We start from the raw sequence: 20,107 nt of genomic DNA on the forward strand, positions 1-20,107 counted from the left end.
TCCGCACGCCACCCGTCCACGATCAGGAGATACAGCTATACCACCGCCCACGACCCGCCGCCCGATGGAGCGCACGCCGCCCAAGAATGGCCCGCGATACAATGAATTCATCGCCTCTCCGAAGGTCCGCGTGATCGACGATGAAGGCGAAAATCTGGGCGTGATGCTGACCGCTGAAGCGATTGAACAGGCGGCTTCTGTGGGCCTCGACCTGGTCGAAGTATCCCCGAACGCCGATCCGCCGGTGTGCAAATTCCTCGATGTGGGCAAGTTCAAATACGAAGCTCAGAAAAAGGCGAACCTGGCGCGAAAGAGCCAGAAGACGCAGGAAATCAAAGAGATCAAGATGCGTCCGAATATCGACGATCATGATTTCGACGTGAAGATGCGCAAGGTGTTCGACTTCCTCGAGGAAGGCGACAAGGTCAAGATGACCATGCGTTTCCGCGGCCGCGAAATGAGCCACACCCAGCTTGGCCTCAATGTTCTCCAGCGAGTCGCCGAGCTGACGTCGGAAGTCGCGAAGGTCGAGGCGCATCCGCGCACCGAAGGCCGTCAGATGCTGATGGTGATTGCGCCGAAATAAGCCGGTTCGGTCTAACCGATACGAAATTGCAGGGCGGTCGTTCCAACGGGACGGCCGCCCGCTTCATATCGGCGCTCGATCATCCGCGCGCTGCCGTCCGCCGCGACCGCAACCAGCGTCGAGGCGCGGGTGCCATAAATATCGCCGCGTAGGAACAGCGCCGGGTCATCCTCGGCGCTCAGCATGTCGAGCAGACGATCGGGATCCGTTTGGGAATCGACCACCGCCGCCAGCGCCGCGCGCAGGCGCTCGGCGCGCGGGCAGGGGCTGTGGATCGGCTCGTTGGCCAGCGCATGGACGCCGGGACGGAGGGAAAGGATCTGCGGCTGAGGCCGATTGCTCAACAGCCGCACCTTGCCATCACCGATCGCCAACAGGTTGAACGCGTTAAAACAGTCGAGGTCGGCCACAACCGGATCGGCGAAGCGCCCGTCACCGCGCAGCAAATCGACGACCAGCGCCCCGCGCGATTCCTTGGCCGGATCGGGCAGTGCGCCGCGCACGTTGGTCACGACAATGATCCGTCCGCTCGCCGGATGCGCGCCGAGCCATGTGCCACTCGCCAACAGATCGCGCCCCGCGACGATGCCGCTGCCATCGTCCCAGGCGCCGAGCGGCGCGGCGTGCCGAGCATGAAACTCGTCGCGATTGCCGACCAGGATCAGCGGCCAGTCGGGATGGATCTGCAAGGCGATGGCGACGACGCACATGCTGCGGCTATCGCGTTCCCCACCCGGCTTGCCAAGCGCTTTGGCAATCATCGGCGCATCTTTGTTTCGTTAGCGCCGCAGGTGTGTTATATGCTTATGGCAGCGCGATTGCCGTTGCGGCAAAAGTCGTTACGCTCGCGCCATCTTTCTGGGGAGGGAGATCATTATGACCGAAGCTGGAAAAACGCCGTGGCACCTGTGGGTGGTTGGCATCGTGTCGCTGCTCTGGAACGCGTTCGGCGCGTTCGACTACACGATGACCAAGCTTAAAAATCCCGACTATATGGCGGCCTTTACCGCTGAACAGCAGGCCTATTTCTACAGCTTTCCGTTGTGGGCCAATGTCGGCTGGGCGCTAGGGGTGTGGGGATCGGTGCTGGGTTCCGTGCTGCTGCTCGCGCGCAGCCGCCATGCGGTGACCGCCTTCCTGCTATCGCTTGTCGGCCTCGCGATCAGCAGCGTCTATCAGTTCGGCATGCATTATGGCGATCTGGAGCGCATGTTCGGGACGTTTCCGATGGTCTTCACCGCGGTAATCTGGGTGATCTTGATCGCGCTGTTCCTGTATGCGCGGGCGCAGGCGGCAAAGGGCGTGCTGCGCTGACGACCCAGCGTCGTCATCCCGGACTTGATCCGGGATCCAGAACGACGGTGCGGCTATGGATCCCGGATCAAGTCCGGGAGGACGAGGAGGAGAAAATCCTCCCTGTGGCGAAGCCATGGGGAGGTGGCAGCGCGAAGCGCTGACGGAGGGGCCATGGCACTACCGTTGCTACCCCTCCACCACGTCCTTCGGACGCGGTCCCCCTTCCCATGGCTGCGCCATAGGGGGGATTTACGTCCGCAACTGGTCGATAGCCGAAACCCGGCCCGGCCCTACCGTGCCCGAATAAACGCCCGCACATCCTCCGACAATTTTCTGCGATCCTCGTCGCGGATATACATCATATGGCCCGCGCCATAATAGGTGTAGCTGATCCGGTCCTGCGGGATGCCGGTGCGGGACAGCGCATATTCGGCGGCGAAAAACGGCGTCGCAAAATCATAATAGCCCTGCGCGACCAGCACTTTCAGGCCCGAATTTTCGCGTAGCGCCTGTCCGATATAGGGCGCGACGTTCAGATACGCGTTGGTGTCGCGGCCGCCGATGCGCCAGTCCCATTGCCCGCCGATCCCACCGATCGACTGATATTCGCGGTCGGTCTTGAACCCCAGACCGTCGCGGCTCCAGCTGTTGATCGCCGCGGTGTAGCTGGCGTCGATGCCGTAAAAGCTGGGGTCGTTGTCGGGCTCCTCGCCGGCGCTGTCATAATCCTTGCCCGTATAGCGGCTGTCGAGCCGCCCGACGGTCAGCCCGCGGTCGCGCAGCAATTCCTTGTAGAAGCGTCCGGGCGTGACGCGCAGGTCGGCGCTGTCGAGATAGGTTTCGGACAGGCCGGTGAAGCGCGCCAGATCGCGGCGGATCGCGGCGCGTTCCTCACCCTGCAACTTCTGCCCTTTGAGCAGGGCCGACGCATAGGGGCCGATCGCCCATTGCCGCGCTTCCTCGGCAAAGGCTTCGGGCGAGGCACCGGTCGCCTTGCCATGATAAAGCGCGGTAACCGCCATCGACGGCAGGTTGGTGATGAACGACAGCTCGTTGCCCGCGGTGTCCGACCCCGCGGCAAAATCGAGCACGGTCGAGATCAGGATGATGCCGTTCAGCGCGACGTCGTTGTAGGTCGCGTTCATCAACTGGTTGGCGACCGCGGCCGAGCGTGTCGTGCCATAGCTTTCGCCGCCCAGATATTTGGGGCTGTTCCAGCGGCCGTTGTCGTTGAGCCAGCGGCGGATCACCTCGGCCACCAGCTTGGCGTCCTGCGTCACCCCATAATAATCCTTGGGGTCAGCCTTGCCGATCAGGTGCGAAAAGCCAGTGCCCGGCGGGTCGATGAACACCACATCGGTGACGTCCATCAAGGCATCGGGATTGTCGACGATCGGATAGGGCGGCGCGCCATCGTCGACCCCGGTGCCGGGGATCGCGACGCGCTTCGGCCCGAACGCCCCCATCATCAACCAGACGGTGCCTGAACCGGGGCCGCCGTTGAACAGGAAGGTCACCGGGCGGCCGGGGTCGCGCGGTTCCTTGACATAGGATGTCGTGACGACCGCAACCTCGGCCACGCCATCCTTGTTCCTGATGATCGTCTCACCGATCGTCGCGGCATAGTTGATCCGCTGGCCGCCGAAGGTGCCGCTGAGCTTGGTGGTGCGGACCTGCGGTTCGTAGTCGGCGGGCTTTTCGGCCTTGGGCTTATCGGCAGGTTTGTCCTGCGCGTAGAGGACCGAAGGCGCGGCAGCGGCAAGCGCCAGCGCGATCAGCGACAGACCCGATTTCATCAGCATTTTCTCCCCGATTGCGCGCGAACCCTATGCAGCATGCGGTGAGGGGGCAAGGCTACTTGTCGGTAACAGGCGGGGTTTCGTCGAAGCGAAAGGCTCGCTTCACCGCCGCGACAATATCCGATCCATCATCCAGGTGGTGTGAGCCGCGCTTTCGCCGGTCGAGGGGTGTTGTCCACGCCCGGCAAGGTGCTCACGCATTGCCGCAACGTGGAAATACTGGACCGCCGACGGGTGGTCGATGACGCGTTCGACCGTTTCGTCGTCGCGCGATAGCCGCAGCGGTTCCTCGTCGAAGATCGAGAAGATAATGCGGCCGGTGCTGCCGGTGATCTCGACGCGATCCTGCCGTTCTGCCGCGCCGAAATTCCAGCTGCCCGATCCGGTGACGCCGCTTTCATGAAGCCAACATCCGGTGACCGCATCCGCGGCGCTGTAGCGGCCCTGCTGGTTGATCGCGAAACCCGCGACGTCGGTCACCTCGCCGAACAGCCAGCAGAAGAGATCGAGGCCGTGGCTAGCGAGGTCGTCGAAATAGCCGCCGGGCGCCACCGCAGCATCGACCCGCCAGTTGGTGTCTGACAGATCAAAAGAGGTCGCGGGCTTGGTCAACGACCAGTGTACATGCCGAACCGTGCCGATCGCGCCGTCGTCGAGCCAGGATTTGATCTGCCGAAAACGCGGCAGCGAGCGGCGATAATAGGCGACAAACAGGGGCAATCCCTGATCGGCGAAGGCGTCGCGGATGCGGAGACAGGCGGCGTGGTCGGGCGCCATCGGCTTTTCGATGCAGCAGGGTTTGCCTGCTCGGGCGACTTTGAGTGCATAGGCTTCGTGATTGTCGGGGGGCGTTGCGATATAGACTGCGTCGATATCGGGCGAATGGATCAGCGCCTTGGCACTGGCGAACACATGCGGCACGGCATGGCGCGCGGCATAATGTTCCGCTTTCGCCAGCGTGCGGTTGAACACGCCGTGCAGCGCGAACCCCTCGACCTGTTGATATGCGGGGCCGCTCTTGTGCTCGGTCACGCTGCCGCAACCAATCATTCCCCATCGGATGATCGTCATCGGGCGGTCACCGCCCCCACTTCGTCTTGCTCTGCTTCCCGAACCGCCCCTTGCGCGTCCCCGGCTTGCCCTCGTTGCTCCGCCCGACGCGCGGCGCGACCTGCTCGCCCGCGGGCAATCCCAACTCGTCGGCCTCCAGCTTGCGGATTTCATCGCGCAACCGTCCGGCTTCCTCGAATTCCAGATCCGCCGCCGCATCGCGCATCCGTTTTTCCAGATCCTGGATATATGCGCGCAGATTATGCCCGACCATGTGCGTCGGCTTGTCGTCGCCGATGTCGATGACAACGCCGTCCTTCGACGCGACGTGGGCGATGATGTCGCCGATGTTGCGCTTGATCGTCGTCGGGGTGATGCCATGTTCTTCGTTATAGGCGCGCTGCTTTTCGCGGCGGCGGTCGGTTTCGCGCATCGCGCGTTCCATGCTGCCGGTGATGCGGTCGGCGTAGAGGATGACGCGGCCGTCGACGTTGCGCGCGGCGCGGCCGATCGTCTGGACGAGGCTGGTCTCGCTCCGTAGGAACCCCTCCTTGTCGGCGTCGAGGATCGCGACCAGGCCGCATTCGGGAATATCGAGCCCTTCGCGCAGCAGGTTGATCCCGATCAAGACGTCGAACACGCCCAGCCGCAGGTCGCGGATGATCTCGATGCGCTCCAGCGTCTCGATGTCGCTGTGCATGTAACGTACCTTCATCCCCGCTTCGTGGAGAAATTCGGTCAGATCCTCGGCCATCCGCTTGGTCAGCGTCGTGACGAGCGTGCGGTATCCCGCCGCGGCGGTCTTTTTCGCCTCGACGATCAGGTCGTCGACCTGTTCCTCGACCGGCTTGATCTCGACCGGCGGGTCGATCAGCCCGGTGGGGCGGATCACCTGTTCGGCGAACACGCCTTGGGTGCGGTCCATTTCCCAGGTGCCGGGGGTCGCCGACACGCTGACCGTCTGCGGGCGCATCATGTCCCATTCGGCAAAGCGCAGCGGGCGGTTGTCGATACAGCTCGGCAGGCGGAAGCCATATTCGGCCAGCGTGATCTTGCGGCGATGATCGCCCTTTGACATCGCGCCGATCTGCGGGATCGTCTGATGGCTCTCGTCGACGAAGAGCAGGGCATTGTCGGGCAGATATTCGAACAGGGTTGGCGGCGGCTCGCCGGGCAAGCGGCCGGTCAGGAAGCGGCTGTAATTCTCGATCCCGGCGCAGCTGCCCGTCGCGGCGATCATTTCGAGGTCGAAATTCGTGCGCTGCTCCAGCCGCTGCGCTTCGAGCAAGCGGCCCTCGGCCTCGAGCTCCTTGAGCCGTTCAGCCAGCTCATGCTTGATCGCCTCCGACGCCTGCTTGAGCGTCGGTCCCGGTGTCACATAATGCGAGTTGGCATAGATGCGGACATGGTTGAGCGTCGCGATCTTCTTGCCGGTCAGCGGGTCGAATTCGGTGATCTCCTCGATCTCGTCGCCGAAGAAGCTGATCCGCCACGCCATATCTTCATAATGCGACGGGAAAATTTCGAGATTGTCGCCGCGCACGCGGAAATTGCCGCGCGCGAACGCCTGATCGTTGCGCTTGTACTGGAGCGCGACGAGCTTGCGGATGATTTCGCGATTGTCGGCGACCTGACCTTTTTTAAGGTCAAAGATCATCGCCGAATAGGTCTCGACCGAGCCGATACCATAGAGGCACGACACCGACGCGACGATGATGACGTCATCGCGTTCGAGCAGCGCGCGGGTCGCCGAATGGCGCATGCGGTCGATCGCCTCGTTTACCGAGCTTTCTTTCTCGATGTACGTATCCGACCGCGGCACATAGGCCTCGGGCTGATAATAGTCGTAATAGCTGACGAAATACTCGACCGCATTGTTCGGAAAGAAGCTCTTGAACTCGCCATAGAGCTGCGCCGCGAGGATCTTGTTGGGGGCCAGGATCAGCGCCGGGCGCTGCAATTCATCGATGACCTTCGCCATGGTGAAGGTCTTGCCCGACCCGGTAACGCCGAGCAGCACCTGATCGCGCTCGCCGGTCAGCGCGGTATCGACCAGCTCGCGGATCGCGGTGGGCTGGTCGCCCGCCGGTTCATAATCGCTAACCAGCTCGAATCGCTTGCCCCCCTCGACCTTGTCGGGGCGCGCGGGACGATGGGGGACATAGCCCTCCGCCGTGTCGATTTCATCGAGCGATGTACGAATCTGAATTGCCATTGCTGCCAATATGGTATCGATGGGGCGGGTCCACAATCGCAATCAGTCCGCCACAGAGCAGGCAGCGGCTAGTCACAGGAGACAGGGTATGAAAAAGATTTTGACGATTGCAGCCGTCGGCACGCTCTTGGCGGTAACCGGCTGCGGCAAAGCCGAAAATGCCGGCGGCGCGGTCAAGCGTGAAGCGGGCAACTGGAAAACCGACGTCAAGCTGGTGAAGTTCGAAGTCCCGGGCATGCCGCCTGAAATGAAGGACGGCATGGCCAAGATGATGGAAGGCGCCAGCGGCATGGACCAGTGCTTCACGCAGGAACAGGTCGACAAGGAAGATATCGCCGCCGAACTGGCCAAGGGTCCGGGCAACGGCGGCGAATGTACCTGGTCGAAAAAGAATATCGCGGGCGGTACCATCGACATCGCCGGCACCTGCACCGCCAATGGCCAGACGGTCGACATGGCGATGAACGGCACGATGGCGGCGAAGAAGTCCGACGTGACGATCACCACCAAGGGCAAGGTGCCGACCGGCGGCGACATGGAAATGGTGATGCAGATGACCAGCACCCACACCGGCCCGTGCAAGGCACCCGCGACGACTTGATCCGCGAGGTAATTGTCAATCGATCGGGGCGTCAGCAAAGCTGGCGCCCTTGTCGTATCGACGTAGGAGGAGATCGAAAATGCTGGGCTATGTGACGATGGGAACCGACGATATCGACCGGGCGCGCGAATTTTATGCGGCGCTGCTCGGTACGATCGGCGCCAGCGAATTGATGCGGATGTCGGACGAAGACAATGGCTTTACCCTTTATGCGACCAGTTGGGGGCAGCCCGGCATCGCGGTGACGCGGCCCTATGACGGTCAGCCGATGCACGCCGGCAACGGGCATATGGCCGCGATCGTCGTCGACGAGCGCGCCAAGGTCGATGCGCTCCACGCCAAGGCGCTGGACCTGGGCGGCGCGTGCGAAGGCCCGCCGGGGGTGCGCGGTGACGAGGGCGAACAGGCGTTTTACGCGGCCTATTTCCGCGATCTCGACGGCAACAAGCTGTGCGTTTTCCGAATCGGTTCGGCTTGAGCGCAGCGGGGTCCGGTCGGGGTCCAGACCTTCACGATCGACTTGCCGGGCGGGCGACAGGTGGGGCTGTCGGTCCACCCGGCGAAGTCTTGAACTGAGGCGGGCGGAAGGTCTGAAGAACGCCAGGGACCAGCTCGCGCCCTTCACTTGCCCGTCTCAACATCGCGCCGTTGTAGGAGGGACGCGATGTCCCCAGAATGACAGGGTTTCGAATATGTGGCAGTTACAAGGGGTCACATGCCGCAATGTCGCCATTTGATAAGCTTTTGTTCACTATGTTTCAAATTTTGTCCATGCTGATTGGCGAAGGTCCAAGCTTCTGATATGCTGCTGCGCGCGCCTGTTACCGTTACGTCGGCGTAACAAGGACTGGTCGCGCTTGTTGAATGGCGTATCACCCGCACCGCCCGCCGTGGGCATTTGAGGGTAGCATGGACCACGCGAACGCGAACGAGACGCAGAATCCCGGCGAAACCGAACGGATTATCGCCGAGGAGTTGGAGCGCTTGCTTGAATCCCCGCTGTTCGTCCGGTCGCCCGTGCTGACGCGGCTGCTGCAATTTCTGGTCGAGCATCGGTTACGCGGCGGGCGCAGTTCGCCCAAGGCCTATGCGATCGCGACCGAAGCGCTAGGCCGCAGCGCAGATTTCGATCCCGCGGTCGACAGCTATCCGCGTGTCATGGTCGGACGGCTGCGCAGTTTGCTCGACCGCTATTATGCCGACACGCCGTGGATCCATCGCTTGCGTGTCCCGCAGGGCAGCTATGAGGTCGTCGTCCAGCGGCGGATCGCGCCGCCGTCGCGGTCGGGCGACGATGCGGGCGCCGTGCATGACGTCAAGACCGCTGCCGACACAGACGGAACAGGCGCACCGCGCGCACCCGGCGATACCGGTTCGGCCCATGCCGGTGGCCCGCGCTATGGCCGCTGGGTTGTTGCGCTGGTCCTGCTCGCGGTCGCCATTGTTGCACTATGGTCGTTGCGCAGCGGACCCGACCGGTTGTTCGTCAGCGATCCAAAGCCGATGCCGTTGCTCGAATTGAGCGCCCCGGTTTCCGGCAACACGGCCGCGTCGCGGGCGGTTGCGCGGGCGCTGGACGGCAAATTGCGTGACGGTCTGCGGCGGTTCGATCTGGTCGATCTGTTGAGTTCAAAGGTGCCGGGCGACACCGCGCCGCGCGCCGCCGATTATCGGCTCGACACCTCGCTTGTCCGCGATCTGGAAGGCAATGTCGAGGTGACGTTAGTGCTGAACCGCCTCGCCGATCAGCGCGCGATCTGGTCGCAGCAGGTCCGCGCAACCGATGCGGAAGCGCCGCAGTTCGCCGCGATGGAACCCTTGATCGCGCAAATTGCGGGCGATTATGGCGTCATCGTGCGCGATCAGGTGGAGCGCCAGCCCGACAATTTTGCTCCCGGCTTTCCCTGCTTGGCCCAGTTCAACCGGTTGCGCCAGCTGCGCAATCCCGCCGGGGCCAAGCAGGTTGATGCCTGCCTCCGCGCGCAGTTGGAGCGCGACAACCGCAATCCCGTCGCGCTTGCCGCGCTGTCGCTGCTTCGTTTTGGCGACTGGCAGCCGCAGCGGGCATCCCCCGCGGGGCGCGAAGCCTTTGCCGAAGCCCGCGCGCTGGCGTTGCAGGCCTATGAAAGCAGTCCCCGTTCAACGGCCGGACTTTTTGCGATGGCGCGCGCAAATTATTATGTCGGCAATTGTCCGGCGGGAAATACGATGGGCGACGCCGCGCGGCGGCTCAATCCCTATAACCCCGATATTGCCGGCTTTCTGGGCCTGTTCAAAATCACCTGCGGGCAGGCGGTGGAGGGCGAAGCGCTGCTCCGCCGTTCGCTGGCGCTTGACGATAGCTACCCCGGCGTTCCGGCGGTCACGCTGGCGTTCATCCTGTCGCAGCGCGGCGACCAGGCCGAAGCGCTCGCGGTGCTCGATCAGATGCCGTCGCCCAGCACCATGGAGCCGCAATATATGATGGTCCGGGCCATCGTCCTGGCGCGGCAGGGCGATGTCGCGGCGGGACAGGCGCAATGGCGCCGTTTGCTGGCCTATACCCGCCAACCGGCCAACGCCGCGCCCGAAACCGTGCTCGGTCGCTTCATGATCACCCCGTTGGTGATCCAGCGGGCGTCCGCAGCGCTGCGCGATTCGGGGGTTGTTCCGGCCACGCCCGCGACTTGACGCGCTGATATGGGCTGATCAGAACGGCCTGATGCTGCTCGCCCTCGCCTTGCTCGCCTCCCCGCCCCCACCGCCGGCCGCGGTGGTGGTGCATTTCGACCGTGCGGGAACGGTCGAAACGCGCGTGGCCGTCGGTCAGGCGGACCGGGCGACCGGACGCGCGCTGACGCCGGATGACCCGGTACGCATAGCATCGGTGTCGAAACTCGTCGTCGCGCTTGGCGTGCTGCGGCTGGCCGAGCAGGGGCGGCTCGATCTCGATCGCGATGTGTCGGACTATCTCGGCTGGCGGCTTCGTCATCCGGACTATCCCGACCAGCCGATTACCTTGGCACAACTGCTCGGCCATCGCTCCGGGCTCGCGGATCGGGTCGATTATGCGCTGCCGCTGGATGCCGATCTCGAAACGGCGCTCCAGAACCCGGCCGCGTGGGACGCACCGCGCCAACCGGGCGGCGATTTCGTCTATGCCAATCTCAACTATCCGATCGTCGCCGCCGCGATCGAGGGCGCGACGGGTCAGCGGTTCGACCAGGCAATGGTGCGGCTGGTGCTGCGCCCGCTCGGCATCGACGCCTGTTTCAACTGGCCGACATGTAGCGACGCCGCGGTAGGGCGCGCGGTGGTGCTCTACGGCGCCGACGGCGCGGTCGTCCGCGACGACATGAGGGGCGTCCGCCCTGCCTGCCCCGTTGTTCCGGCTCGCGACGGCAGCTGCGATCTTGGTACCTATCGCCTTGCCCGCCATGGTGCCGGGTTCAGCCCGCAAGGCGGCCTGCGCATCTCGGCGAACGGACTGGCGCGGATCGGCGTCATGCTGCTGCGCCGCGGCGACAGCTTTCTGAAAGCAGATAGCCTCGCCCGGCTGGAGGTCATGGCACCGGTACGTCCGGCGACGGGCGAGGGAACCGACGGATTTTTCTGCGAATATGGCACTGCCATGCACAGCACGGGGACCGGCGCCGCGACCGGGCCGGGGTGCCGCGACGATCTGTTCGGCGACGGGCGGCGGCGGCTCGGCCATTCGGGCGATGCCTATGGATTGCGCTCGGGGCTTTGGTACGATCTTGAAGCCGGCACCGGCACCGCCTATTTCGTGACGCAGGTACCCAGCGGACAGAAAGGGAGGCGTTCCGCCTATAGCGCGGCGGAGGAGGAACTGGTCGATACCAGCCCTCTTGCCAGCCCCGTCCACGGACACTAGGGCAAATCCCAACATTCACGGCTTAGTCAGAAAAGGAATAGCGCATGAGCGATTCGGCCGAAAAGGTTAAGAAGATCGTCGTCGAACATCTGGGCGTCGAAGCCGACAAGGTGACCGAAGAAGCAAGCTTCATCGATGATCTGGGTGCCGACAGCCTCGACATCGTCGAACTGGTGATGGCGTTCGAGGAAGAATTCGGCGTCGAAATCCCCGACGACGCGGCGGAAAAGATCGCCACCGTCAAGGACGCGATCGACTATATCGAAGCGAACAAGGGCTGATCCAGCCTGTCCGGCGTTGCCGGATGCGGCGGCGACGCCGTCCACGCAATTCCGGCTCCCCGGTCTCGAGCGCTCGTGCGCAGCGACCGGGGAGCTTTTTTTATGCGCGCGCGTCCTCTAGAAGCGCGCGAACTACAATGATGCGGGCGCCTGCGGGGGCGGGGGCCGACGAAAGGAATGACTATGCGCCGGGTTGTGGTGACGGGATTGGGTTTGGTGACGCCGCTGGGCGCCGATGTGGAAACCACATGGGCCAATTTGCTCGCGGGCAAATCGGGCGCGGGTCAGATCACCCATTTCGACGCCTCCGACTATAAATGCACGATCGCGTGCGAGGTCAAGGGGCCGGACCATGAATATGGCTTCGATCCAGGCAAGCGCGTCGATCACAAGGTGCAGCGCCAGGTCGATCCCTTCATCATTTATGGCATCGACGCCGCGGGGCAGGCGATCGAGGACGCGGGTCTTGAGGACATGACCGAAGCGCAGAAGCTGCGCGCCGGCTGTTCGATCGGGTCGGGCATCGGCGGCCTGCCGGGCATCGAGAGCGAAAGCCTTTTGCTCGCCGAAAAGGGTCCGGGCCGCGTCAGCCCGCACTTCGTCCACGGCCGCCTGATCAATCTGATTTCGGGGCAGGTCAGCATCAAATATGGGCTGATGGGGCCGAACCATGCCGTCGTCACCGCTTGTTCGACCGGCGCGCATTCGATCGGCGATGCGGCGCGGATGATCCGTGACGACGACGCCGACATCATGCTGGCGGGCGGCGCCGAGGCGACGATCTGTCCGATCGGCATCGCCGGTTTCGCGCAGGCGCGCGCGCTCAACATGAGCTACAATGACCGCCCCGAAGCGGCGAGCCGCCCCTATGACAAGGACCGTGACGGCTTTGTAATGGGCGAAGGCGCGGGCGTCGTCGTGCTTGAAGAATATGAACATGCCAAGGCGCGCGGCGCCAAGATTTACGCCGAAGTCGTCGGCTACGGTCTGTCGGGCGACGCCTACCACGTCACCGCGCCGCATCCCGAGGGTTCGGGCGCGTTCCGCTCGATGGAAATGGCGCTCAAGAAAGCGGGCATGACCCCGTCGGACATTGATTATATCAACGCCCACGGCACCTCGACGATGGCCGATACGATCGAACTCGGCGCGGTCAAGCGCTTGTTCGGCAACGCGATCGGCGACGTGTCGATGAGCTCGACCAAGTCGGCGATCGGCCATCTGCTCGGCGGCGCCGGGGCGGTCGAAACGATCTTCTGCATCCTCGCGATCCGCGACCAGATCGTCCCGCCGACGCTCAACCTCGACAATCCCGATGAGGGCACCGACGGCGTCGACCTCGTCCCGCACACCGCGAAAAAGCGTCCGGTCAAGGCGGCGCTGAACAACAGCTTCGGCTTCGGCGGCACCAATGCGAGCGTGATCGTGAAAGCGATCGATTAGACTCATATCCTCCCTGTCGCGAAGCGATGGGGAGGGGGACCGCCGCCGCAGGCGGTGGTGGAGGGGCAACGACGGTAGCGCCAAAGCCCCTCCGTCAGCGCTCCGCGCTGCCACCTCCCCATCGCTTCGCGACAGGGAGGATCAAAACCTCTTTCCTACATTTCTCCGCCATGCTTTAGCAGTCGGGAGCTTGCCGAGGCTTCGCTTAAAGCCACAAAGGACACAAAAGGACGCTGCACATGCGGGGCTTTTGTGGCTTTAGCAGCGGCATCCGACTGACGGGAGAATCAGGTGCATCCGTTCCGCTGGCTGACGATGGCAATCTTGGCCCTGCTGCTCGCTGCCTGCTCGGGCGGCGCGCCTGCGGATACCGTCGTGGTGATTCCGCAGGGCGCCAGCATCGCCAAAGCTGGTGAAATCCTGGAGGACGCAGGCGCCGTCTCCGCTTCCAGCTTCCGCAACGAAGCGCGCTTCTTTGCATCCGACGATCCGATCAAACCCGGCGAGTACCAGATCGAAAAGGGGATGGACGCGGGCGACATCCTCGAACTGTTCCAGTCGGGCAAGACGATCCAGCGCCTCGTCATGATTCCCGAAGGTATGCCGTCGATCATGGTGTGGGAGCGGCTGATGGCCGAAAAGCGGCTGACCGGCGAAATCCCTGTGCCTGCGGAGGGCAGCATCCTGCCCGACAGCTACGCCTTCACCACCGGCGAAAGCCGTGCCGCGGTCGTCAAACGCATGCAGGCGGCGATGGACAAGGCGTTCAACGAACTCTGGGCCAAGCGTACCCCGCGCACCGCCGCCAAGGACCGCAACGAAGCGATCACGCTCGCCTCGATCGTCGAGAAAGAAACCGGCGTCCCCGCCGAACGCCGTACCGTCGCCGGGGTCTATACCAACCGCCTCGCGGTCGGGATGAAATTGCAAGCCGACCCGACGATCATCTACCCGCTCACCAAGGGAAAACCACTCGGTCGCCGCATCCTGCGCTCCGAAATCCAGGCGGTGAATGATTACAACACCTACAGCATGATCGGCCTGCCCAAGGGACCGATCGCCAACCCCGGCAAAGCCTCGATCGCCGCGGTGCTCGATCCCGAGCCGACCGACTATCTGTTCTTTGTCGCGAAAGGCGACGGCGGCCACATCTTCGCGCGGACGCTGTCCGAACATAATGCCAATGTGCAGAAATGGTATCAGCTGCGCCGGGATCGCGGGGAGATGGAGTAGTGCGTGGCTTTGCGATCAAGCATCATCAACGCCTTTTTAACGCCACGAAAATCTTCATGCTGATCTTCTTGGTCGCGATTTTCGCTCAATCCATACCGTTTATCGTTGCGGCGTGGCTCGCCTTTGCGATGGCCTTCATTCCGCTCTATTTTTATCGATGCGAGGCTTGTGGCGCTCATGTTTATCGGGTCAATCAAGAGATGAAATTTTTGTACCCCATGCGTCACGCATGGAATCTCTGGCTTCATGGCCCGTCCTTGCAATGCCCACATCAACCGATGGATATTAGGCATTGAGCCGAATGACTGCCAAACTCTTCCTCCACGGCGTCCCCGACAGCCCGGCGATCTGGCGCCCGTTGCTCGCCGCGCTCGACCTGGGCGACACACCGGTCGCGATCCCGCCGCTCCCCGGCTTTACGGCGCCGTTGCCCGCAGGCTTCCCTGCCACCAAGGAAGCCTATGCCGACTGGGCAATCGGACAAGCCGAAGCGTTGTTCGTCGCGCACGGCCCGATCGACGTTATCGGCCATGACTGGGGCGCGCTGATTGCCCAGCGCGTCGCGATGTTGCGCCCCGATCTGCTGCGCAGTTGGGCGATCTCGAACGCGGTGATCGATCCCGACTATCGCGGCCACCGCGTCGCGCGGATCTGGAACACCCCGATCCTCGGCGAAATCTTCATGGCGCTCAGCAAACCCGCAAAACTGGCGGAGGGATTGGCGGCGCAGGGCATGCCCGCCGACATCGCCGCCGAAGAGGCCGAGCAGTGGCAGAACAAGGACAAGCGCCGCGCGATCCTGAAACTCTATCGATCGGCGAAGGGGCTCAGTTTCGAGCATGACTGGGCGCGCGATATCGACAAATTGCCCGCGCGGGGGGCGTTGATCTGGGGCGCCGACGACCCATATGTGCAACTGTCGGTGGCACAGCGCTTCAGCGCGAACACCGGCATCCCGCTCACCGTCATCGACGGGGCAGGGCATTGGGCGATCGCCGAGCGACCCGCAGAGGTCGCGGCGGCCCTGCATCGCTTTTGGTCCGCGCTCTGATCGTCTGACTCAATCAATATAAGCGGCCCACTCGATTTGACCCGCGCCCGCCGGTCTGCTTTTGGTGCGCCGCACAAAAATCCCAAAGAAAGGATTCTCTCCCATGATCAATCAACCCGTTCCCGCCGTGACCCTCAAGACGCGTGTCCGCGACGAGGCTGTCGACGGCCCGAACCCGTTCCGCTGGCAGGATCTCGACACCGGCGAAGCCTTTGGCGCCGGCCGCCACATCCTGTTCGGCCTGCCGGGCGCCTACACCCCGACCTGCTCGAACGAGCAGTGCCCGGGCTTCGAACGCCTCTATGGCGAGTTCACTGCCGAAGGTGTCACGGACATCCACTGCATCAGCGTCAACGACGCGTTCGTGATGTACAATTGGGGCAAGAGCCTGGGCGTTCAGAACGTCAAGATGGTCCCGGATGGCTCGGGCGCTTTCACGCGCCGCATGGGCATGCTGATCAACAAGGACCATGTTGGCTTCGGCATGCGCAGCTGGCGCTACACCGCGATCGTCGATGACGGCATCGTCGTCCAGATGTTCGTTGAACCTGGCATCAACGACGTTGGCACCGACAGCGATCCCTATGTCGAATCGACCCCTGAAAAGGCGCTCGAGTGGGTCAAAGCGAACCCCTATAGGGGCAAGCTGGCACAGGCGGCCTGACGCGATTAGCGGCCCGGCCATCCCCCCTCCCATCCGGGCCGCTGGCGCCGCACCCATCATCGTGACCGCGACGATGGGTGCGGCCGACCAGCGTTTTTTCGACCAGCTGCGCGCGGCGCATTTTCCGCCCGAGCGCAACTATCTGACCGCGCATATCACGCTGTTTCACCAGCTGCCGCCCTCAGCACTAAGCGAGCTCGACGGTCTGATCCGCCGCATCGCCGCCGACACCCCGCCGCCCGTTGCGCGGCTGCGTGAGGTCTATTCGCTCGGCAAAGGCGTCGCCTATCGCATCGACAGCCCCGACCTGCTCGCGATCCGCGCCCGGATCTCCGACCATTTCACCGGCATGTTGACCGCACAGGACCAGGGAACCCCGCGGCTCCACATCACGGTTCAGAACAAGGTTGCGCCCAGCGAGGCACGCGCTCTAATCGCCGAACTGACCGCCGATTTCGTGCCGCGCCCCTTGGCGATCACTGGGCTTGCCGCCCACCACTATCGCGGCGGCCCGTGGGAAGCCGCCTTCGCCCGGAATTTTCGCGGGGATCGCACATGATATTGACCCGCGCCAGCACCCTGCCTATAGGCGCTGCTCGCCCGATGCGGCGGCCCTGTGGGGCGGAGTAGCTCAGCTGGTTAGAGCAGCGGAATCATAATCCGCGTGTCGGGGGTTCGAGTCCCTCCTCCGCTACCAAATCTATCTTCTTGTCACAGAAACAATGACGTACCGAAGGCCCGTCTAACACGTTTTTGGCGGGCAGGATGGGGCTGTTGCGGTGGTTCTTCCGCCGCGGATCGCTTGGCTGTTCAGAAAACCAATTATCTTCAAATGGTTATTCGAGGTAGGCGGTTTGCCTGAGCCGCTTGGCGGAACTCGCACGTTTCATTGGAAAGGCGTCAGGCCCCAATCACCGGGGGGAGGGGGCCGAAAAATCCGTCGATGCGACAGATTTTACCTTGTTTGAGGTCCAGGGCCACGGCGTCGAAGCCCTCGAACCGCGAACCATCGGGCCGCACGACCGCCCAGCTATAGCGCGCGCGGTCATGATGGAGATCGACGCCGCTTGTCGGAACGAGACGGACCTTGACGCCTTCCTCGGCCCGAAATTCATTGACCTGCGCGATGAAGGCGTCGATCCCGACGATCTGGTAGTTGGGGTCGGTAAATGCAATATCTTCGGTGAGTGACGCTTCGACTAGCGACCGGAGTTTGGCAGGATCATATTCATTCCATGCCGCGAGAAGGGTAGGGAAGCAGGACGGCACTGATGACATCATCATTCTCCAATATAAACCGACTGACGGTATGTTTATAGTTAGTGGAGCAGGTTTTGGCAACACAGAATGAACGACGCGAAGCGACGCGAGCGGCGCTGGTCGCGGCGGCCCGCGAAGCGTTTGTCGATAACGGCTATGATGCGGCGTCAACCGACGCAATTCTTGTCCGGGCCGGGCTCAGCAAGGGTGCGCTGTATCATCATTTCCCGAACAAAGCCGATCTGCTTGGAGCCGTGTTCGAGTCCGTGCTCGGCGAGGCGGCCGCTGCCGCGCACTCCGCAGCGACGCGCGCGCCCGACTCGCGTTCCGCAGTCGCGGTCAGTTTGAAGGCCTGGCTGCGGGCAGTGCTCCTTCCGGTGCCACGGCGGATTATTCTGGAGACGGGGCCTGCCGTGCTGGGCTTTGCCCGCGCGCGGTCGCTGGAGGAACCGATCAATCTAGCCCCGCTCCGGCGGACGATCGAACAGGCAGTGGCAAAAGGCGAAGCGGTTTGCGAGGATCCCGATCTTGCCGCGCGGCTCCTGAGCGCGGCGGTCGCCGAATTGGCGCTGGTGGCAATGGAGCGCGATCAAGGTGACGCCGGGATGGCGTCATTCGATCGGCGGATCGACGCGCTCATTGACGCTCTTCTTTAGGCCCAACAACCAGACTACTATGCCCCTTGGCTGCTTAGCAATGTTACGCCGACCATTGACAAAGCCCACCGATGCAGCAAGTTGTCCGGACAAATTGGAGCATTGCGCATGACGGACCTACCGCCGCCTTATTCCGCGTTGACCCGCCATCCTATGATGCCGCGGACCAGCCATGATGAAACTGCCCGGTTCAATTTTTTGACGCACTTCAATAGATTTCTTTCGGGGCCGCTCGGCGCCGGCAACCGCATCGCCTATGAACAGCGGGTTTTGCCGGCTTTCCAGACTGACCATGGTCGCGACCCGCAGCACCGCTATGAAATCCGTGAGGCGATCAACCGCGATCCTTGGCACCGCAGCTGGTCGGCGCTGAAACGCAATTCGATGGAAATGCGCCAGCATAACGGGCGCCAGGCGGTGCTGCGTCAGCTCGATGAACTCGACGCGCTGGCGCGTCAGTATAACGAGCATTCGGGACAGCTGGAGCTTGATCCAGCGATCGCGCAGCCGCCCTATCAGACCGCGGTCGATATTCACTGCCAACCCGGCGGCTATCATGGCGAAGCGCGCGCCGGCGACGTGTCGGCGGGGGCGAATTACGACATCGGCATCTTTGCTACCACCGGCGGCGCGCTCGGTGGGCTCAACGATGGCGGCGGACAGGCCGTCGTCGAATGGGTGCGGCGCGAGCGGCCCGACTGGCAGCCGCGGCGTATCCTCGATATCGGCTGTACCGTCGGCCATAATGCGGTGCCGATCGCGCAGGCTTTTCCCGATGCGGAGGTCATCGCGATAGATACCGCTGCCGCGTCGCTGCGCTACGGTGCGGCGCGCGCGGCGGCGCTCGGCGTGCGCAATATCCGCTTCGTTCAGGCAAATGGCGAGGACCTTTCGCGCTGGGCCGACGGGCATTTCGATTGGGTACAGACGACGATGTTCCTGCACGAACTGTCGGCGACCGCGATGCCGCGCCTGCTGCGCGAAGCACACCGCGTGCTCGCCCCCGGCGGTCTCATCTTCCACATCGAACAGCCGCAATATTCGAATGCCATGCCGCTGTTCGAACAGTTCATGCGCGACTGGGACGCGTTCAACAACAACGAACCCTTCTGGTCGGCCATGCACGGCCAGGACCTGAAGCAAGTGATGGCCGACGCCGGCTTCGCGCGCGACACCCAGTTCACCGTTGGCGTCCGTGCGGTCGTCGATCCCGAAATCTTTCCACCGTCGCCCGATGGCGGCGAAGAGGATTATGGTCGCGCCGCGGTGTGGAACGCCTATGGCGCGTGGAAGGCCGCGGCATGAGTGTCGATCAGGACGCGATCGATTGGGTGGCACTCGCCGCGAAGCGCGCCAAGGGCAAACGTCCCGACTATTTCGACGATCCGGCGATCGATCGCCTCTATTCGCTGACGCTCGCGCTGGCGGCCGAGGTGTCGGTGCTGCGCGAACGGCTCGACACGGTCGAGCGGCTGCTGGACGGGCAAGGCGTGGTGCGTCGTGCTGACATAGAAGGCTATGAGCCAGACCGTGCCGCGGGTGAGGAACGCGGGCTGGCGACCCGTGCCTATATCGCGCGGATCATGCGCGGCTTCTCGCAAGAGATCGAGGCGATGGAGGCGGGCGACCCGCCGATCATGGACTGGGTCGAAAAACTCGCACGCGAATAGGGAGGAGCGGACGATGCCGGCCTATATGATCGTGACTGCCAAGATAGCTGACCGCGATGCCTTCATCGCCGGCTATGGGGCGGCCGCAGCGCGGCTCGTCGCGCAATTCGGCGGGCGTTATGTCCTGCGGGCGCCGGGCGCCGAGCTGCTGGAGGGCGGTTTTGGCGAAGGCGCGTCGATGGTGATTTCCGAATGGCCCGACCGCGCCGCCGCGCGCGCCTTTTGGTCCAGCCCCGAATATGCCGAGGTCAAGAAGCTGCGCGACGGCATCGCCGATTGCCAGGTGCTGCTGATCGAGGCGCACACGATCGGCAGTTAATCCTCCGACTCTCTCCACCGGTCGTGCTGGGCTTGTCGAAGCACCGTCTTTCCCTGTTCAACGTCGCAGAAACAACCGGCCCCTTTCGACTGCTTTGCAGGCGCTCAGG

The 20,107-nt window shown here is 63.3% G+C and carries 22 protein-coding genes and 1 tRNA gene; 17 read left to right on the forward strand and 6 right to left on the reverse strand.

Annotated features, from left to right (window positions below; translation table 11 throughout):
* Positions 1-64: 64 nt before the first annotated feature.
* Positions 65-586 (forward strand): translation initiation factor IF-3, encoded by a 522-nt coding sequence (gene infC, locus VGN68_RS13175; RefSeq protein ID WP_327477332.1) that lies wholly within the window; start codon positions 65-67, stop codon positions 584-586.
* Between the two features lie 11 nt (positions 587-597).
* On the opposite strand, the gene VGN68_RS13180 is transcribed toward infC, so the two are convergent.
* A complete protein-coding gene (locus VGN68_RS13180) occupies positions 598-1,347 on the reverse strand; it encodes an NRDE family protein (RefSeq protein WP_327477333.1) in 750 nt (249 codons plus the stop codon).
* A 115-nt stretch (positions 1,348-1,462) separates the two neighbouring features.
* Here VGN68_RS13180 and VGN68_RS13185 point away from each other — a divergent pair, with 115 nt between their 5' ends.
* A complete protein-coding gene (locus tag VGN68_RS13185; protein WP_327477334.1) occupies positions 1,463-1,900 on the forward strand; it encodes a hypothetical protein in 438 nt (145 codons plus the stop codon).
* A 272-nt stretch (positions 1,901-2,172) separates the two neighbouring features.
* Here the strand turns inward: VGN68_RS13185 and VGN68_RS13190 are convergent, their stop codons facing one another.
* From VGN68_RS13190 to uvrB, 3 genes are all read right to left on the reverse strand, one after another.
* The gene (locus VGN68_RS13190) at positions 2,173-3,678 is read right to left on the reverse strand and encodes a S10 family peptidase (protein WP_327477335.1); all 1,506 of its coding nucleotides are present in this window, start codon (positions 3,676-3,678) and stop codon (positions 2,173-2,175) included.
* Between the two features lie 105 nt (positions 3,679-3,783).
* Positions 3,784-4,752, reverse strand: a complete 969-nt coding sequence (locus tag VGN68_RS13195; protein ID WP_327477336.1) for a Gfo/Idh/MocA family oxidoreductase — start codon at positions 4,750-4,752, stop codon at positions 3,784-3,786.
* A gap of 7 nt (positions 4,753-4,759) precedes the next feature.
* The gene (gene uvrB / locus VGN68_RS13200; protein ID WP_327477337.1) at positions 4,760-6,946 is read right to left on the reverse strand and encodes an excinuclease ABC subunit UvrB; all 2,187 of its coding nucleotides are present in this window, start codon (positions 6,944-6,946) and stop codon (positions 4,760-4,762) included.
* Positions 6,947-7,034: 88 nt separating this feature from the next.
* On the opposite strand from uvrB, the gene VGN68_RS13205 reads away from it, so the two are divergent.
* From VGN68_RS13205 to mltG, 7 genes are all read left to right on the forward strand, one after another.
* Complete coding sequence (locus VGN68_RS13205; protein WP_327477338.1) at positions 7,035-7,547, forward strand: DUF3617 domain-containing protein; 513 nt, start codon at positions 7,035-7,037, stop codon at positions 7,545-7,547.
* A gap of 79 nt (positions 7,548-7,626) precedes the next feature.
* Positions 7,627-8,025 (forward strand): VOC family protein, encoded by a 399-nt coding sequence (locus VGN68_RS13210; RefSeq protein ID WP_293701323.1) that lies wholly within the window; start codon positions 7,627-7,629, stop codon positions 8,023-8,025.
* Positions 8,026-8,456: 431 nt separating this feature from the next.
* Positions 8,457-10,217, forward strand: coding sequence for a tetratricopeptide repeat protein (locus VGN68_RS13215; RefSeq protein ID WP_327477339.1), 1,761 nt, complete (start codon positions 8,457-8,459; stop codon positions 10,215-10,217).
* Between the two features lie 31 nt (positions 10,218-10,248).
* Positions 10,249-11,421 (forward strand): serine hydrolase domain-containing protein, encoded by a 1,173-nt coding sequence (locus tag VGN68_RS13220; protein WP_327477340.1) that lies wholly within the window; start codon positions 10,249-10,251, stop codon positions 11,419-11,421.
* Positions 11,422-11,465: 44 nt separating this feature from the next.
* Positions 11,466-11,702 carry an acyl carrier protein gene (locus tag VGN68_RS13225; protein WP_003039428.1) on the forward strand — a complete coding sequence of 79 codons (237 nt, stop codon included), beginning with the start codon at positions 11,466-11,468 and terminating at the stop codon, positions 11,700-11,702.
* Between the two features lie 183 nt (positions 11,703-11,885).
* Complete coding sequence (fabF, locus tag VGN68_RS13230) at positions 11,886-13,145, forward strand: beta-ketoacyl-ACP synthase II (protein WP_327477341.1); 1,260 nt, start codon at positions 11,886-11,888, stop codon at positions 13,143-13,145.
* Positions 13,146-13,460: 315 nt separating this feature from the next.
* Positions 13,461-14,378: an endolytic transglycosylase MltG gene (gene mltG, locus VGN68_RS13235; protein ID WP_327477397.1), complete on the forward strand. Its 918-nt coding sequence runs from the start codon at positions 13,461-13,463 to the stop codon at positions 14,376-14,378.
* Here mltG and VGN68_RS13240 read toward each other — a convergent pair.
* Entirely contained in the window at positions 14,345-14,626 is a 282-nt protein-coding gene (locus tag VGN68_RS13240; protein WP_327477342.1) for a hypothetical protein, read from the reverse strand. The two genes, mltG and VGN68_RS13240, sit on opposite strands and share 34 nt — an antisense overlap.
* Positions 14,627-14,679: 53 nt before the next feature.
* Here VGN68_RS13240 and VGN68_RS13245 point away from each other — a divergent pair, with 53 nt between their 5' ends.
* The 4 genes from VGN68_RS13245 to VGN68_RS13260 all read left to right on the forward strand — a co-directional run bounded on the left by VGN68_RS13245 (position 14,680) and on the right by VGN68_RS13260 (position 16,790).
* Positions 14,680-15,429 carry an alpha/beta hydrolase gene (locus VGN68_RS13245; protein WP_327477343.1) on the forward strand — a complete coding sequence of 250 codons (750 nt, stop codon included), beginning with the start codon at positions 14,680-14,682 and terminating at the stop codon, positions 15,427-15,429.
* 103 nt (positions 15,430-15,532) lie between these two features.
* Entirely contained in the window at positions 15,533-16,093 is a 561-nt protein-coding gene (locus VGN68_RS13250; protein ID WP_327477344.1) for a peroxiredoxin, read from the forward strand.
* Between the two features lie 73 nt (positions 16,094-16,166).
* Positions 16,167-16,652, forward strand: coding sequence for a 2'-5' RNA ligase family protein (locus tag VGN68_RS13255; RefSeq protein ID WP_327477345.1), 486 nt, complete (start codon positions 16,167-16,169; stop codon positions 16,650-16,652).
* A gap of 61 nt (positions 16,653-16,713) precedes the next feature.
* Positions 16,714-16,790, forward strand: a tRNA-Met gene (locus VGN68_RS13260).
* 203 nt (positions 16,791-16,993) lie between these two features.
* Here VGN68_RS13260 and VGN68_RS13265 read toward each other — a convergent pair.
* Positions 16,994-17,371, reverse strand: a complete 378-nt coding sequence (locus VGN68_RS13265; RefSeq protein ID WP_327477346.1) for a nuclear transport factor 2 family protein — start codon at positions 17,369-17,371, stop codon at positions 16,994-16,996.
* 56 nt (positions 17,372-17,427) lie between these two features.
* Here VGN68_RS13265 and VGN68_RS13270 point away from each other — a divergent pair, with 56 nt between their 5' ends.
* From VGN68_RS13270 to VGN68_RS13285, 4 genes are all read left to right on the forward strand, one after another.
* The gene (locus tag VGN68_RS13270; protein ID WP_327477347.1) at positions 17,428-18,009 is read left to right on the forward strand and encodes a helix-turn-helix domain-containing protein; all 582 of its coding nucleotides are present in this window, start codon (positions 17,428-17,430) and stop codon (positions 18,007-18,009) included.
* A 108-nt stretch (positions 18,010-18,117) separates the two neighbouring features.
* The gene (locus tag VGN68_RS13275; protein ID WP_327477348.1) at positions 18,118-19,314 is read left to right on the forward strand and encodes a class I SAM-dependent methyltransferase; all 1,197 of its coding nucleotides are present in this window, start codon (positions 18,118-18,120) and stop codon (positions 19,312-19,314) included.
* Complete coding sequence (locus tag VGN68_RS13280) at positions 19,311-19,679, forward strand: hypothetical protein (RefSeq protein ID WP_327477349.1); 369 nt, start codon at positions 19,311-19,313, stop codon at positions 19,677-19,679. Before VGN68_RS13275 ends, VGN68_RS13280 begins: the two co-directional genes overlap by 4 nt.
* 13 nt (positions 19,680-19,692) lie before the next feature.
* On the forward strand, positions 19,693-19,998 hold the full coding sequence (locus VGN68_RS13285) for a DUF1330 domain-containing protein (protein WP_327477350.1): 306 nt from the start codon (positions 19,693-19,695) through the stop codon (positions 19,996-19,998).
* Positions 19,999-20,107 lie beyond the last annotated feature (109 nt).

The sequence above is a fragment of the Sphingopyxis sp. genome (assembly GCF_035998965.1).
GTDB lineage: Bacteria > Pseudomonadota > Alphaproteobacteria > Sphingomonadales > Sphingomonadaceae > Sphingopyxis.

What these genes read in the sequence shown, in the direction of transcription:
- VGN68_RS13220 (WP_327477340.1), top strand. Translation starts at nt 10,249, where the DNA reads ATGCTGCTCGCCCTCGCCTTGCTCGCCTCCCCGCCCCCACCGCCGGCC.
- infC (WP_327477332.1), top strand. Translation starts at nt 65, where the DNA reads ATGGAGCGCACGCCGCCCAAGAATGGCCCGCGATACAATGAATTCATC.
- VGN68_RS13205 (WP_327477338.1), top strand. Translation starts at nt 7,035, where the DNA reads ATGAAAAAGATTTTGACGATTGCAGCCGTCGGCACGCTCTTGGCGGTA.
- VGN68_RS13225 (WP_003039428.1), top strand. Translation starts at nt 11,466, where the DNA reads ATGAGCGATTCGGCCGAAAAGGTTAAGAAGATCGTCGTCGAACATCTG.
- VGN68_RS13255 (WP_327477345.1), top strand. Translation starts at nt 16,167, where the DNA reads ATGGGTGCGGCCGACCAGCGTTTTTTCGACCAGCTGCGCGCGGCGCAT.
- VGN68_RS13265 (WP_327477346.1), bottom strand. Translation starts at nt 17,371, where the DNA reads ATGTCATCAGTGCCGTCCTGCTTCCCTACCCTTCTCGCGGCATGGAAT.
- uvrB (WP_327477337.1), bottom strand. Translation starts at nt 6,946, where the DNA reads ATGGCAATTCAGATTCGTACATCGCTCGATGAAATCGACACGGCGGAG.
- VGN68_RS13210 (WP_293701323.1), top strand. Translation starts at nt 7,627, where the DNA reads ATGCTGGGCTATGTGACGATGGGAACCGACGATATCGACCGGGCGCGC.
- VGN68_RS13275 (WP_327477348.1), top strand. Translation starts at nt 18,118, where the DNA reads ATGACGGACCTACCGCCGCCTTATTCCGCGTTGACCCGCCATCCTATG.
- VGN68_RS13250 (WP_327477344.1), top strand. Translation starts at nt 15,533, where the DNA reads ATGATCAATCAACCCGTTCCCGCCGTGACCCTCAAGACGCGTGTCCGC.
- mltG (WP_327477397.1), top strand. Translation starts at nt 13,461, where the DNA reads ATGGCAATCTTGGCCCTGCTGCTCGCTGCCTGCTCGGGCGGCGCGCCT.
- VGN68_RS13245 (WP_327477343.1), top strand. Translation starts at nt 14,680, where the DNA reads ATGACTGCCAAACTCTTCCTCCACGGCGTCCCCGACAGCCCGGCGATC.
- VGN68_RS13190 (WP_327477335.1), bottom strand. Translation starts at nt 3,678, where the DNA reads ATGAAATCGGGTCTGTCGCTGATCGCGCTGGCGCTTGCCGCTGCCGCG.
- VGN68_RS13180 (WP_327477333.1), bottom strand. Translation starts at nt 1,347, where the DNA reads ATGATTGCCAAAGCGCTTGGCAAGCCGGGTGGGGAACGCGATAGCCGC.
- VGN68_RS13195 (WP_327477336.1), bottom strand. Translation starts at nt 4,752, where the DNA reads ATGACGATCATCCGATGGGGAATGATTGGTTGCGGCAGCGTGACCGAG.
- VGN68_RS13215 (WP_327477339.1), top strand. Translation starts at nt 8,457, where the DNA reads ATGGACCACGCGAACGCGAACGAGACGCAGAATCCCGGCGAAACCGAA.
- VGN68_RS13280 (WP_327477349.1), top strand. Translation starts at nt 19,311, where the DNA reads ATGAGTGTCGATCAGGACGCGATCGATTGGGTGGCACTCGCCGCGAAG.
- fabF (WP_327477341.1), top strand. Translation starts at nt 11,886, where the DNA reads ATGCGCCGGGTTGTGGTGACGGGATTGGGTTTGGTGACGCCGCTGGGC.
- VGN68_RS13285 (WP_327477350.1), top strand. Translation starts at nt 19,693, where the DNA reads ATGCCGGCCTATATGATCGTGACTGCCAAGATAGCTGACCGCGATGCC.
- VGN68_RS13240 (WP_327477342.1), bottom strand. Translation starts at nt 14,626, where the DNA reads ATGAAGCCAGAGATTCCATGCGTGACGCATGGGGTACAAAAATTTCAT.
- VGN68_RS13185 (WP_327477334.1), top strand. Translation starts at nt 1,463, where the DNA reads ATGACCGAAGCTGGAAAAACGCCGTGGCACCTGTGGGTGGTTGGCATC.